The organism is Xanthomonas sp. XNM01, assembly GCF_014851915.1.
GTDB lineage: Bacteria > Pseudomonadota > Gammaproteobacteria > Xanthomonadales > Xanthomonadaceae > Pseudoxanthomonas.
This window is the reverse complement of the sequence record NZ_JACVAP010000001.1, coordinates 1,252,602-1,266,599: the sequence shown is the minus strand read 5'-3', so window position 1 is coordinate 1,266,599 and position 13,998 is coordinate 1,252,602. Positions and strand designations below refer to the sequence as shown.

11 protein-coding genes are annotated in these 13,998 nt (G+C 69.2%); 2 read left to right on the top strand and 9 right to left on the bottom strand.

Translation table 11 applies throughout. The features are described from left to right. Positions 1–216: 216 nt before the first annotated feature. Entirely contained in the window at positions 217–2,118 is a 1,902-nt protein-coding gene (locus IB242_RS05770; protein WP_192276775.1) for an ATP-binding cassette domain-containing protein, read from the bottom strand. A 138-nt stretch (positions 2,119–2,256) separates the two neighbouring features. Between IB242_RS05770 and dbpA the strand changes: the two genes are divergently transcribed. Beyond that, positions 2,257–3,633: an ATP-dependent RNA helicase DbpA gene (gene dbpA / locus IB242_RS05765; RefSeq protein WP_192276773.1), complete on the top strand. Its 1,377-nt coding sequence runs from the start codon at positions 2,257–2,259 to the stop codon at positions 3,631–3,633. 358 nt (positions 3,634–3,991) lie between these two features. On the opposite strand, the gene IB242_RS05760 is transcribed toward dbpA, so the two are convergent. The 8 genes from IB242_RS05760 to IB242_RS05725 all read right to left on the bottom strand — a co-directional run bounded on the left by IB242_RS05760 (position 3,992) and on the right by IB242_RS05725 (position 11,413). Further along, a complete protein-coding gene (locus tag IB242_RS05760; RefSeq protein ID WP_192276770.1) occupies positions 3,992–4,528 on the bottom strand; it encodes an adenine phosphoribosyltransferase in 537 nt (178 codons plus the stop codon). 356 nt (positions 4,529–4,884) lie between these two features. Continuing rightward, positions 4,885–5,397, bottom strand: coding sequence for a pyridoxamine 5'-phosphate oxidase family protein (locus IB242_RS05755; RefSeq protein ID WP_192276767.1), 513 nt, complete (start codon positions 5,395–5,397; stop codon positions 4,885–4,887). Between the two features lie 629 nt (positions 5,398–6,026). Continuing rightward, positions 6,027–7,583, bottom strand: a complete 1,557-nt coding sequence (locus IB242_RS05750) for a YdiU family protein (RefSeq protein WP_192276763.1) — start codon at positions 7,581–7,583, stop codon at positions 6,027–6,029. A gap of 54 nt (positions 7,584–7,637) precedes the next feature. Further along, complete coding sequence (locus IB242_RS05745) at positions 7,638–8,321, bottom strand: glutathione S-transferase (protein ID WP_192276760.1); 684 nt, start codon at positions 8,319–8,321, stop codon at positions 7,638–7,640. A gap of 230 nt (positions 8,322–8,551) precedes the next feature. After that, entirely contained in the window at positions 8,552–8,761 is a 210-nt protein-coding gene (locus tag IB242_RS05740) for a cold-shock protein (protein ID WP_192276757.1), read from the bottom strand. Between the two features lie 197 nt (positions 8,762–8,958). Next, complete coding sequence (locus tag IB242_RS05735) at positions 8,959–9,963, bottom strand: LLM class flavin-dependent oxidoreductase (RefSeq protein WP_343237091.1); 1,005 nt, start codon at positions 9,961–9,963, stop codon at positions 8,959–8,961. A gap of 10 nt (positions 9,964–9,973) precedes the next feature. Further along, positions 9,974–10,486 (bottom strand): DUF1249 domain-containing protein, encoded by a 513-nt coding sequence (locus IB242_RS05730; RefSeq protein ID WP_192276751.1) that lies wholly within the window; start codon positions 10,484–10,486, stop codon positions 9,974–9,976. A 90-nt stretch (positions 10,487–10,576) separates the two neighbouring features. Next, positions 10,577–11,413, bottom strand: a complete 837-nt coding sequence (locus IB242_RS05725; protein ID WP_192276748.1) for a pyruvate, water dikinase regulatory protein — start codon at positions 11,411–11,413, stop codon at positions 10,577–10,579. A 125-nt stretch (positions 11,414–11,538) separates the two neighbouring features. On the opposite strand from IB242_RS05725, the gene ppsA reads away from it, so the two are divergent. Next, positions 11,539–13,917 (top strand): phosphoenolpyruvate synthase, encoded by a 2,379-nt coding sequence (gene ppsA / locus IB242_RS05720; protein ID WP_192276744.1) that lies wholly within the window; start codon positions 11,539–11,541, stop codon positions 13,915–13,917. Positions 13,918–13,998: the final 81 nt, after the last annotated feature.

Below are 13,998 nucleotides of genomic sequence, written 5' to 3'. Positions count from 1 at the left end.
GCGCGATGCGTCCCACGGCCCTGCTTCCGTGATGCCACGCACCGAACGCGCGTGTCAGGACCGCGCCGGTGCGGCAGCGAGCGCGACCGATCGTGCCGCGCCGCGGCGCAGCGAGCGCCGGTTACATCATCTTCGACGCCACCTGCCTTCATGCCCGGCAGGCGCATCCGGTCGAACCGCGACGCCAGGGCGCGCGGTCGTCGCGAGCGAGGCCGCTCAGCCGTCCAGTTCGGACCAGCGCGCGTAGGCCGCGTCCAGCCCGGCCTGCGCGGCCGCCATGCGCTGGGTATGCGCGGTCACCTGCCCGGTATCCTGCTGGTAGAACCCGGCATCGGCCATCGCCGCCGCAAGCGCGGCCAGCTCGGCCTCGAGCGCTTCGATACGACCGGGCAGCTGCTCCAGTTCGCGCGCATCCTTGTAGCTGAGTTTGCGCTTCGGTGCAGCCTCCACGGCCGGTGCAGGCGCAGCGGCCGCCACTGGCGTGGTCGCAGCGGCCGTGGCGGAAGCCTTGGCCACCTGCATGCCACTGACCGGCACCGACGGACGCTGCCGCACCCAGTCGGTGTATCCGCCGACGTACTCGCCGATCCGCCCCTCGCCCTCCATCACCATCGTCGAGGTGACCACGTTGTCGATGAAGTCGCGGTCGTGGCTGACCAGCAGCAGGGTACCGGTGTACTCGCCGAGCAGTTCTTCCAGCAGCTCCAGCGTCTCCACGTCCAGGTCGTTGGTGGGTTCGTCCATCACCAGCAGGTTGGACGGCTGCGCGAACAGCTTGGCCAGCAGCAGGCGGTTGCGCTCGCCGCCGGACAGGCGGGTGATCGGCGCGCGCGCGCGTTCCGGGGTGAACAGGAAGTCCTGCAGGTAGGCATGCACATGCTTGCGCTTGCCGTTGATGTCGAGGAAGTCCGCGCCTTCGGCCACGTTCTCGATCGCGCTCCAGTCCTCGCGCAGCGTCGAGCGGTACTGGTCGAAATAGGCGATCTGCAGGTTGGTGCCCAGGCGGATCTCGCCGGACTGCGGCTGCAGGTCGCCCAGCAGCAGCTTCAGCAGCGTGGTCTTGCCGCTGCCGTTGGGGCCGATCAGGCCGATCCGGTCGCCGCGCAGGATCACCGTGGAGAAATCGTCGACCATCCGGCGCGCACCGAACGAGAACGACACGTCCTTGACGTCGATGACCTTCTTGCCCGAATTCTCGCCCTGGGCCGCTTCCATCCGCACGTTGCCGCCCAGCTCGCGACGCTGGCCGCGTTCGCTGCGCATCGCCTTCAGGCGGCGCACGCGGCCTTCGTCGCGGGTGCGGCGGGCCTTGATGCCCTGCCGGATCCAGACTTCTTCCTGCGCGAGCAGCTTGTCGAAGCGCGCGTTCTCCTGCGCCTCGGCATTGAGCCGCTCCTCGCGACGGCGCTCGTAGTTGGCCCAGTCGCCGGGCCAGCTGCTGACCTGGCCACGGTCGATCTCGACGATGCGGGTGGCCAGCGCGCGCAGGAAGCGGCGGTCGTGGGTGACGAACAGCACGCTGCCGGCCCAGCCCTTCAAGAAGCCCTCGAGCCAGTCGATCGCCTCGATGTCCAGGTGGTTGGTCGGTTCGTCCAGCAGCAGCAGGTCCGGCGCCGACACCAGCGCGCGGGCCAGCAGCACGCGCCGCTTCATGCCGCCGGACAGGCGCGCGAACTCGGCCTCGCCATCCAGTTCCAGCTTGGTCAGGGTCTCGGCCACGCGCTGGTCCAGCGCCCAGCCGTCGGCGGCGTCGATCTTCGCCTGCACCTTGCCCATCGCGTCGCCGTCGAACTCTTCGGCGTGGCTCAGGTGGTGGAACTCGGCCAGCCACTGGCCCAGCTCGCCCAGGCCGCCGGCCACGACGTCGAACACGCTGCCGCCGGTGCCCTGCGGCACCTCCTGCTCGAGCCGGGCGATGCGTACGCCCGGCTGCACGCGCGCTTCGCCGTCGTCGGGCTTGAGCTCGCCGGCGATCAGTTTCATCAAGGTGGATTTGCCGGCGCCGTTGCGGCCGATCAGGGCGATGCGTTCGCCGCGCTCGATCGACAGGTCGACTTTTTCCAGCAACAACGGGCCGCCGACACTGTAGTCGACGTTCTGCAGGGTGATCAGGGACATCTGCGCATTGTACGGGAGCGGCCTGCCGGGCAGCGGCCTCGCAGTCTCCAGACCACGCGGTCTGATCCTGTCGCGCCAGCGCCCCGGTCCCGCGGCACCGGGACGCATGCCCTCGCCCGCGGCGTGCGAAAATGCCGCATGACCGCCTTCACCTCGCTGCCGCTCTCGCCGGCACTCGCTCCCGGCATCGATGCCCTGGGCTATACCACCCTGACCCCGATCCAGGAGCGCAGCCTGCCGCCGATCCTGGAGGGCCGCGACGTGATCGCCCAGGCCCCCACCGGCAGCGGCAAGACCGCCGCGTTCGGCCTGGGCCTGCTGCACCGGCTCGATCCCGGCCTGTCGCGCGCCCAGGCGCTGGTGCTGTGCCCGACCCGCGAACTGGCCGACCAGGTCGGCAAGCAGCTGCGCCGGCTGGCGACCGGCATCCCGAACATGAAGCTGTCGGTGCTGACCGGCGGCGTCGCGCTGGAGCCGCAGATCGCCTCGCTGCAGGCGCACGATCCGCAGGTCGTGGTCGGCACCCCCGGCCGGATCCAGGAGCTGGCCCGCAAGCGCGTCCTGCATCTGGGCGGCGTGCGCACCCTGGTGCTGGACGAGGCCGACCGCATGCTCGACATGGGCTTCGCCGAGCCGATCACCGAGATCGCCGGCCGCTGCGACAAGCACAGACAGAGTCTGCTGTTCTCGGCCACCTTCCCCGAGGAGATCCGCGAACTGGCCCGGCAGCTGCTGAAGGAGCCGGTCGAGGTCACCGTCGACGGCGCCGACAGTGCGCCGGCAATCGACCACCAGTTCTTCGACGTCGAACCGGCGCACCGGCAGAAGGCCGTGGCCGGGCTGCTGCTGCGCTTCGCCCCGGAATCGGCGGTGGTGTTCTGCAATACCCGCAAGGACGTGGACGAGGTCGCCAACTCGCTGCAGCAGTTCGGCTTCTCCGCGCTGGCGCTGCACGGCGAGCTCGAGCAGCGCGACCGCGACGAGGTGCTGGTGCGCTTCGCCAACCGCAGCTGCAACGTGCTGGTCGCCAGCGACGTGGCCGCACGCGGGCTGGACGTCGAGGACATCGATGCGGTGGTCAACTACGAACTGCCGACCGACGTGGCGACCTATCGCCATCGCACCGGCCGCACGGCCCGGGCCGGCAAGACCGGCAGCGCGCTGAGCCTGATCGCTTCGCGCGAGCTGCCGCGCGCGCAGGCGGTGGAGGCCGAACTCGGCCACAGCGTGCGCCGCTCCAACTCGCCGCTGGCCACCGGCCGCCCGGCGCAGCCGCCGGCCGCGGCGATGACCACGCTGCGCATCGACGGCGGCAAGACCGACAAGCTGCGTCCGGGCGACATCCTCGGCGCGCTGACCGGCGAGGCCGGGCTGTCCGGCGCGGCGATCGGCAAGATCGCGATCTTCCCCACCCGCTCCTACGTCGCCATCGCCCGCCAGCATGTCGCCAGGGCGCTGGCCCAGCTGGAAGCCGGAAAGATCAAGGGCCGCCGCTTCCGCGTGCGCAGGCTCTGAGCGTCGTACGCGGCTGATGCAGCGGATGCGCGGGCCGGATGGTCCGCGCACCGCGGATGAAGCGGCTCCTCATGCGGGCAGCGCCTCGGCTGGCTCCATGCACGACGCCATTGCCGATGCTCGGCTTCAGCGCGGATCGGCCGATGCATCGCGGTCGATCAGGACGACGCATCCGTTGCGCTCGACAGCGCGACGTTCCCGACGACAACGGGCCACGACTGCTGGACCCCGGCACCAACCGCCGTCAGGCAGCAGGATGCACACGGTGCGCCGCGCCAGCTTCCACGTGGCGTCCGCAATCAATCCAAGCCGTCGATCAGAGGCCAGGCGCTTCATCCATGCCTGGCCCGGATGCAGCTCAGAGCGCCAGCAGCGCCTGCAGCGGCATCGGCGACACCCAGCGCGTGCGCCCGGCCAGTGCCGGTAGTTCGACCAGCACCGCCGCACCGGCCAGTTCCGCGCCTTGGCGCTGCAGCAACGCCGCAGCCGCGGCCAGCGTGCCGCCAGTGGCCAGCACGTCATCGACCAGCAGTACGCGCGCACCCGGCGGAAGCGCATCGGCCTGCACCTGCAGGCGATCGCTGCCGTACTCCAGCGCGTAGCTTTCTTCCAACACAGCGCCAGGCAGCTTGCCCGGCTTGCGCACCGGCACGAAGCCGACCTCCAGCTCGCGCGCCAGCGCGGCGCCGAGAATGAAGCCGCGCGACTCGATCCCGGCCACCGCCACCAGGCCCGCGTCGCGCCACGGCGCCGCCAGTTCGGCCAGCATCAGGCCGAATGCGACCGGGTCGGCCAGCAGCGGCGAGAAATCGCGGAAAGTGACGCCCGGTTTCGGGAAATCGGCCACGTCGCGAACGAGCTGGGACCAGTGGGGCGTGGAAACGGATTCGGGCATGACGGCGCTTCGGCGTGGGGCCGGCCATTCTAGCCGGGAGCCACTGCCGGTCCGCCCGCACGTCCCCGCGATACGCCGCTCACGTGCACCAAGAGGCTCCCGGAGCCGCGTCGGACACGAATGCAAGCGCGGGATCTGGATCTCGCCGATGAACGAAGACGCGACGCGGTGTGCGCCGCGCTGATCCTCGCGGGTTCCGGGCCGGGCGCATCGCGCCGTCGGGTCGCGCGGGTCACGGTGGGGGCGCCAGCGCACGGACAGTCACCCGCCCAGCGGACGCGTCGGGGCAACGCGTCCGCTGGACGCACGTATGAGTGAGTGTCCTGCCCGCGGGCGGTGCCGCGCAACAGACGCGCTCAGCGGATCTGCAGCGTGCCCTGGTCGGACATCGTGCCCGGGTCTTCCTTCATCGCCGCCATCAGGAAGTACAGCGCCTTGCCCAGCACCGTGCCGGGGCCGTCCCAGTACTCGGCGCTCTCGGCCTGCACCCGGATCAGGACCAGGTTCGGGTCATCCTTGCCGCCGGGGAAGAAGATCTTCATCGCCGGCGACCACAGTTCGTCGATCTTCGCCTGGTCGCGCACGATGCTGGCGGTGCCGGACACCGAAACGTAGGTGTTCCTGCCGCGCGAGCCGTAGGCCACGTTGACCCGCGGATCGGCCTGGATCTCGCGCACCTTCTCGCTGTCGGCGCCTGTGGCGAACCACAGGTCGCCGTCGAACTCGACGTCCTGGGTGCCCAGCGGCCGGCTGACCAGCTTTCCATCGGCCTGGCGCGTGGTGAGCATCGCGACTTCGACGTCCTTGATCATCTCGCGCAGGGCGGCGATGGCCTCGTGGCGGTCGGGGTGGTGGGGGGGCTGCTGCATCTGAGACTCCGCGGGATCGAATGAGGACTCGATTCAAGCCGGATCACGGAGAAAACCCGGTGAACGCTGGATCACGCCGGCGTGAGCGCGCTGCAGTCGAGGCGGCGTCGGCCGTCATCAGCCCAGCCGTCATCAGCCACGCAGCGGAGCGGAATGTCCGAAGGGCCGCGAGTTGCTTTGCGCGGAGGTCCGGGCTGCCTGGCCCGACTGACCGGGCGTTCCAGCGGCTGGGCAGGCATGGGCGAGTTGATGGCCTCTCCCGCTCTCGGGTGCCTTGATCACGATGCCTGCAGCCCGGCACCTGCCGCGGGCACCCGCGCACCCTGTGCCGTCGCGCCGGATTGCACAGCCGTCATCCAGCGCTGGTGTCGCGCGGCGGCATGACGTCCATGGCCGCCAGCAGGCGCGAGCATGGCCGCCAGCAGGCGCGAGTCGATCCGGAGAACAGCGCCAGCAGACCGACGCAGCCTTGGACCGATGCCAGTGATCCCGATCTCATCCAGTGCGACTGGCGCGCAAGCATGCGAAGGAAAGACAGCGCCACGGCCGCGCGCATGGGCGTGGGTGCGGCAACCGTCCCTGCTCCGCCGCGGGACCGGGTCGTGCGCCGTCAGCCGACGGCATGGTCATCAGGAGCTGCAGGACAGCGCCGAGCACCCGGCGCGCTGCAGCGCCCAGTCCGGCCGGCGCACGGCGTAGGCCTCGCGACCGGGCTGGTCGTCGTAGGGCAGCCGCAGCACGTCCATCAACGTGTGCAGCTCCGCCAGATCGCCCTGCTCGGCCCGGTCGATGGCCTGCTGGGCCAGCCAGTTGCGCGGCACGTAGCGCGGGTTGGCCAGGCGCATGCGCTCGCGCCCGGCCTGCGGCGACAGCGGATCGGCCAGGCGCCGGGCGGCATGCCGCGCCAGCCAATCCTGCAGCCGGGCATCGACCGCGGCGCGGCGGTGCGGGTCGTAGAACGCATGCTCCAAGGGCGCGGCCGACGGCGCCTGCGGGTCGACGTCGAGCAGACCGCGGAAGAACAGCGTCATGTCGACCATGCCGTCCTGCAGCAGTTCATGCAGATCTGCCATCAGTGCCAGCGTGCCGGCATCGGCGACCGACAGCCCGAGCTTGCGCGCGGCGGTCTCGCATTCGGCCTCGTCCCAGGCCGCCTGGAAGCGCTCCAGGCCTTCCTGCAGCGGCGCGACATCCTCGAACAGCGGCGCCAGCGCCTGGGCCAGCCGGGTCAGGTTCCAGCCGGCGATGCGCGACTGCCAGCCGAAGCGGTAGCGCCTGCCCTGGGCGTCGGTGGTGTTCGGCGTCCAGTCCGGGTCGTAGTCCTCGACCCAGCCATACGGGCCGTAATCGATGGTCAGGCCGAGGATCGACAGGTTGTCGGTGTTCATCACCCCGTGCACGAAGCCCACCCGCATCCACTCGGCGACCAGCCGCGCGGTGCGCTCGCAGACCTGGCCGAACCACTCGCCGTAGTCGGGACCGGCGGGCAGGTCCAGCGCCGGGTAGTGGTGGCGGATGGTGTAGTCGGCCAGCTGCCGCAGCAGGGCGACATCGCCGCGGGAGGTCGGCAGCTCGTAACTGCCGAAACGCAGGAAGCTGGGCGCCATCCGGCACACGACAGCGCCGGGCTCGGGCCGGGCGCGGCCGTCGTAGAACATGTCGCGCACCACCGCCTCGCCGGTACCGACCAGGCTCAGCGCCCGCGTGGTCGGCACGCCCAGGTGATGCATCGCCTCGCTGCAGACGAACTCGCGCAGCGACGAGCGCAGCACCGCGCGCCCATCGGCGAAGCGCGAGTACGGGGTGCGTCCGGCGCCCTTGAGCTGCAGTTCCCAGCGCCGGCCGTCGGCGGCAATCGCCTCGCCCAGCGAGATCGCGCGGCCGTCGCCGAGCTGGCCTGCCCAGTTTCCGAACTGGTGCCCGCCGTAGTTGGCTGCCCACGGCGCCATGCCCGGCAGCAGCGCATTGCCGCCGAAGACCCTGGCAAAGTCGGATTCCTCCGCATCGCCCGCATCCAGGCCGATCAGCGACGCCGCGTCCGGCGACCAGGCCAGCAGTCGCGGCGCGGCGACCGGGGTCGGCTCGACCGCCGACCAGGCTGCGCCCAGCACCTCGCGTACCCGCGGGCCGCGCTCGGAATCGCCCGGCAGCTCACGCAGGGCGCTGTTGTCGAATTCGATCTGCATGGCACCCAGATGGGGGCGGCCCGGCGCGTTCGCCAGCCACCGCCTGCGGACGGCTCAGCCGGCGGACAGCGACAGCGGGCCGCCCTGCGCCAACGCCCGCTGGTAGGCCGGTCGCGCATGGATCCGCTGCAGGAACCCGGCCAGCTGCGGATGGCCATCCAGCCCGGCACGCACCGCCGCGGCCTCGACCGGAAAGCTCATCTGGATGTCGGCCGCGGTGAAGCGCTCGCCGGCGAACCAGGTGCGCTCGCCCAGCGCCTGTTCCATCCAGCCCAGATGCAGCTTCAGCTGCGGCCCGACGAAACCGCGCATCACCTTGTCGACGATCCCGCGCGCCACCGGCCTGGCGAAGAACGGCATCGGCGCGCTGCGGATGCGGCCGAAGATCAGGCTCATCAGCAGCGGCGGCATCGCCGAGCCCTCGGCGTAGTGCATCCAGTAGCGGTAGCGCAGGCGCTCGTCGGACTGCAGCGGCTGCGGGCCGGGCGAGAACTGGCCGCCGGTGTCGTAACGTTCGACCAGGTATTCGAGGATCGCGCCGGACTCGGCCAGCACCAGCCCATCGTCCTCCAGCACCGGCGACTTGCCCAGCGGATGGATCGTACGCAGCGATGCCGGCGCCAGCAGGGTGCCGGCATCGCGCGCGTACCGCACGATCTGGTACGGCAGTGCCAGCTCCTCGAGCAGCCACAGCACGCGCTGCGACCGGGAGCTTTCAAGATGATGCAGGGTGAGCATGGAGGGTCTCCGGAAGGAAGCCCATGCTAGGGACAATCGGCGGGCGCGGAAACGCCATCGACAGCCCCGCGGATGGCGTGCCGCAGGCACCGCCACCGCAGATCGGGCACCCGCAGCGGCAAGAGACGGATTCCCGCCACTGGCTGAGTGCCCTCCACAACGAAAAACGCCGGAGGCTTGCGCCCCCGGCGTTTCAGGCTGCGACCCGGCCTGGGCCGGTCGCAAGGCGATTACATCGCCTGGACCTGGTCGGCCTGCAGGCCCTTCTGGCCCTGCACGACGATGAAGGAGACCTTCTGGCCTTCTTGCAGCGACTTGAAGCCGTTGCCCTGGATCGAACGGAAATGCACGAACAGGTCGGCGCCGCTCTCCGGGGTGATGAAGCCGAAGCCCTTGGCATCGTTGAACCACTTGACGGTACCGGTCTGACGATCGGACATGTTTGCTAACTCCTCAACTTTGAAATGGAAAACCGACCACGGAACCCCCGTGGCGGTACTGGGTTGCAGGTGTTAGGCAAAGCGGAACGATGTAGCTGATCGTCAGATCGACTGCACCAGGCCACGATTCACGGTGACCCATGCGAACACAGTGGGCGCACCATACCCGGATTTCCGCGGAATAGCGAGTCCCCCCGTCAAAGTTCCGCCGGCCCCGCCCGCCAGGCCTCCGCGGCGATCCGGTAGGACGCCAGCCGCGCGGCATGGTCGTGGATGTTGGCGACCACGATCAGCTCGTCCGGACGATGCCGGGAGGCGAAATCGGCCAGCCCACGCGCGACCGTCGCCGGACCGCCGACCACGCTGCAGGCGAGCGCCCGCTCCACCCCTGCCCGCTCCTCCGGCGACCAGTAGGCCTCGATGTCGTCGATCGGCGGCGGGATCAGGCCTGGCCGGCCGCGGCGCAGGTTGACGAAGGCCTGCTGGGCGGTGGTGAACAGGCGCCTGGCCTCGGCATCGGTGTCGGCGGCGATCACGTTCACCGCCAGCATCGCGTAGGGCTGCCTGAGATGCTCGGACGGGCGGAAATCGCGGTGATAGAGCATCAGCGCCTGGTCCATCGCATCGGGCGCGAAGTGCGAGGCGAACGCGAACGGCAGGCCCAGCGCGGCGGCCAGCTGGGCCCCGAACAGGCTGGAGCCGAGGATCCACACCGGCACCCGCAGCCCGCCGCCCGGGACCGCCTGCACCAGCTGGCCCGGCTGGACCGGGGCGAAGTAATGCAGCAGCTCGCGCACGTCCTGCGGGAAGGTGTCGGCGCTGTCGGCATAGCGGCGCAGCGCCCGCATCGTCGCGTGGTCGGTGCCGGGCGCACGGCCCAGACCCAGGTCGATCCGGTCCGGATGCAGCGCGGCCAGCGTGCCGAACTGCTCGGCCACCTGCAGCGGCGCATGGTTGGGCAGCATGATCCCGCCCGCGCCGACCCGGATCCGGCGGGTGCCGCCGGCGATGTGGCCGATCAGCACCGAGGTCGCGGCGCTGGCGATGCCGGGCATGTTGTGGTGCTCGGCCAGCCAGAACCGGTTGTAGCCGAGCGCCTCGACGTGACGGGCCAGGTCCAGGCTGTTGGCGAACGCGGCAGCGACATCGCTGCCCTCGCAGACGGGGGCCAGGTCGAGGACGGAAAGCGGAATCGATGACACCGGTAAACCTCTAGGCGGTCGGCGCGCGCTCGGGCCGGACCGCCCGGGGCGCGATGTAGGGCCCTTCCCGGACCAGGGTGGCGACGCCATGGCCGCGTTCGGCCAGATACTCCAGCCATTTGCCGAGGAAGGTGTTCATCCGCAGCCGGTGCCCGATCAGTTCGGCGGCAGGCGGATGGAAACCGACCACGTCCTGCCAGCGCCGGCCCACGTAGCAGTGGGTGGTCTCGACCTGCCCGGTGTCGGCATAGACGCGCAGGTAGGCGGAAGGATCGGGCTCGCCGGTCAATGGATCGACCAGATCGTAGGTCAGGCGCAGCTCGACCGTGTAGCGATGGCGCTCCAGCACGTCCAGGCGCAGGTCCAGCCCATCGCCGACCGAGGACACATAGCGCCCTTCGGCCAGGGCCATCGGCGCGAACAGCCGCGAAAGCCGCTGGTGGTTCTCGCCATAAAGACCCATCAGCCAGCCGAAACGGCTGAGCCGGGGGAACCGGGTGTGACGCGGGATCACCTGCTGCATGGGACGATCCTACACACCGCACCGGCGGCACGACAGACGCCTGACGACACGCCCCGTTCCATTCAGCACGCCGTTCAGCCCGGACGGCTGTCAGAGCATCTCACGCTGCAGTCCCAGCGTGCTCAGCACCTTGCTCGAGATCTCCTCGATCGAGGTGTAGGTGGTGCTCAGCGTGGGAATGCGCTCCATGCGGAACATCGTCTCTGCGGCAAGCACCTCGCGCTTGCAGGTCTCCAGCCGCGCATACCGCGAATCGGGCTTGCGCTCCTGCCGGATCTGCTGGAGCCGCACCGGGTCGATGGTCAGGCCGAACAGCTTGCGTCGGTGCGCACGCAGCCGTGGGGGCAGGCGGTCGTCCTCCAGATCCTCGTCGGTCAGCGGGTAGTTGGCCGCACGCACGCCGTAATGCAGCGCCAGATAGACGCAGGTCGGGGTCTTGCCGGCGCGCGACACGCCGACCAGGATCACGTCGGCTTCGTCGTAGTTGATCGCCACGCCGTCGTCGTGGGTCAGCGCGTAGTTCATCGCATTGATGCGGCGATGGTAGGTATCGAAATCGACCATGCCATGCGCCTGCCCCACGCGCGACTGCCTGGGCTCGTTCAGTTCGCGCTCCAGCGGATCGATGAAGGGCGCGAACACGTCGAGCATCAGCGCGCCGCTCTCGGCCAGGATCAGGCTCAGGGCCGGATCCACGCAGGAATTGACCACGATCGGACGCGTGCCATGCAGTTGCCCGGAAGCCACGATCCTGCCGCACGCCTCGCGCGCCTTCTCCGGATCGTCGACGAAGGAAATGCGATCGGTGACGAAGCGGAAGCCGCTGAACTGCGTTAGCAGACTATGGCCGATGGTTTCGGCAGTGATACCGGTGCCATCGGACACGTAGAACACCGGGCGGATGGTCGTGGTTTCGTTCGTCACCATGTCGTCACCATATGTAGCCGTTTTCACGCTTGATATGCCCGGATGCTGGGCTGCATCATAACGGTTCCACATACCTTGGACGCGGCCATCGCCCGGCCGGGCGATGGTCCTACGGAGCATCGCGCTTGAACGACAACATCCTGTGGTTGCACGAACTGCGCCTGGCCGATCTGGCCCGCGTAGGTGGCAAGAATTCGTCGCTGGGCGAGATGATCGGCAACCTGGCCGGGCTCGGCGTCTCGGTTCCCGGCGGTTATGCGACCACGGCGGAGGCATTCAAGGCCTTCATCGCGCACAACGATCTGTCCAAGCGCATCTTCGACAGGCTGGCAACGCTGGACGTCGAGGACGTCGGCGCGCTGACCGCTGCCGGCAAGGAGATCCGCGGCTGGGTCATCGACGCACCGCTGCAGCCCGATCTCGACGCCGACATCCGCGCCGCCTACGCGAAGCTTTCCGCCGACAACGGCGGCGGCGATGTCGCGGTGGCGGTGCGCTCCTCGGCCACCGCCGAGGATCTGCCCGACGCCTCGTTCGCGGGCCAGCAGGAAACCTTCCTCAACGTCACCGGTGCCGACGATGTCGTGCACAAGGTCAAGGAAGTCTTCGCCTCGCTGTACAACGACCGCGCGATCGCCTACCGCGTCCACCACGGCTTCAAGCACGAGGACGTGTTCCTGTCCGCCGGCGTGCAGCTGATGGTGCGCTCGGGTGTGGGCTCCTCCGGTGTGCTGTTCACGCTGGACACCGAATCGGGCTTCCGCGACGTGGTGTTCGTCACCTCTTCGTTCGGCCTGGGCGAGATGGTCGTGCAGGGTGCGGTCAATCCCGACGAGTTCTACGTCTACAAGCCCACGCTGCAGGCCGGCAAGCCGGCGATCCTGCGCCGTTCGCTGGGCAGCAAGGCGATCCGCATGGTCTATTCGGACGTGCCGGGCGAGCGTGTGCGCACCGAGGACACGCCCGCCGAACTGCGCAGCACCTTCTCGATCAGCGATGAAGACGTCGCCGAGCTCTCGCGCCAGGCGCTGACCATCGAAAAGCACTACGGCCGCCCGATGGACATCGAGTGGGCCAAGGACGGGGTGAGCGGCAAGCTGTTCATCGTGCAGGCGCGCCCGGAGACGGTGAAGTCGCGCAGCCATGCCACCCAGATCGAGCGTTTCGCGCTGGGCGACAAGGACGGCAAGGTGCTGGCCGAAGGCCGCGCCGTCGGCGCCAAGATCGGCGCCGGTACCGCGCGCGTGGTGCGCTCGCTGGACGACATGAACCGCGTGCAGCCCGGCGACGTGCTGGTCGCCGACATGACCGACCCCGACTGGGAGCCGGTGATGAAGCGCGCATCGGCCATCGTCACCAACCGCGGCGGCCGCACCTGCCATGCCGCGATCATCGCGCGCGAACTGGGTGTGCCGGCAGTGGTCGGGTCGGGCAACGCGACCGACCTGATCCAGGACGGCCAGGACGTGACGGTCAGCTGCGCCGAGGGCGACACCGGCTTCATCTACGAAGGCAAGCTGGCCTTCGAGCGCACCACCACCGATCTGGGCAACATGCCGCCGGCCCCGCTGAAGATCATGATGAACGTGGCCAACCCGGAGCGTGCCTTCGACTTCGGCCAGCTGCCCAACGCCGGCATCGGTCTGGCCCGTCTGGAAATGATCATCGCCAGCCACATCGGCATCCACCCGAACGCGCTGCTGGAATACGACAGGCAGGACGCCGCCACGAAGAAGAAGATCGACGAGAAGATCGCCGGTTACTCCGATCCGGTGGGCTTCTACGTCGACCGCCTGGCCGAAGGCATCGCCACGCTGACCGCCTCGGTGGCCCCGAACCCGGTGATCGTGCGCCTGTCGGACTTCAAGTCCAACGAGTACGCCAACCTGATCGGCGGCAGCAACTACGAGCCGCATGAAGAGAACCCGATGATCGGCTTCCGCGGCGCCAGTCGTTACGTCGACCCGAGCTTCTCCGAGGCGTTCGCGCTGGAGTGCAAGGCCGTGCTGCGCGTGCGCAACGAGATGGGCCTGGACAACCTGTGGGTGATGATCCCGTTCGTGCGCACCCTGGAAGAAGGCCGCAAGGTCGTCGAGGTGCTGGAACAGAACGGTCTGAAGCAGGGCGAGAACGGCCTGAAGATCATCATGATGTGTGAGGTGCCGTCCAACGCACTGCTCGCCGACGAGTTCCTGGAGATCTTCGACGGCTTCTCGATCGGCTCCAACGACCTGACCCAGCTCAGCCTCGGCCTGGACCGCGATTCGTCGATCGTCGCCCACCTGTTCGACGAGCGGAATCCGGCGGTCAAGAAGCTGCTGTCGATGGCGATCAAGGCCGCGCGTGCCAAGGGCAAGTACGTCGGCATCTGCGGCCAGGGGCCCTCCGACCATCCGGACCTGGCGGAATGGCTGATGCAGGAAGGCATCGAGTCGGTGTCGCTCAACCCCGATACCGTGGTCGATACCTGGCTGCGTCTGGCCAAGACCAAGGCCGCGGGCTGACGACACCACGCCGCCTGCAACGAAAACCCCGCTTCGGCGGGGTTTTTCGTCTGCGGAGCATCCTGCAGGCGCCGATGACGG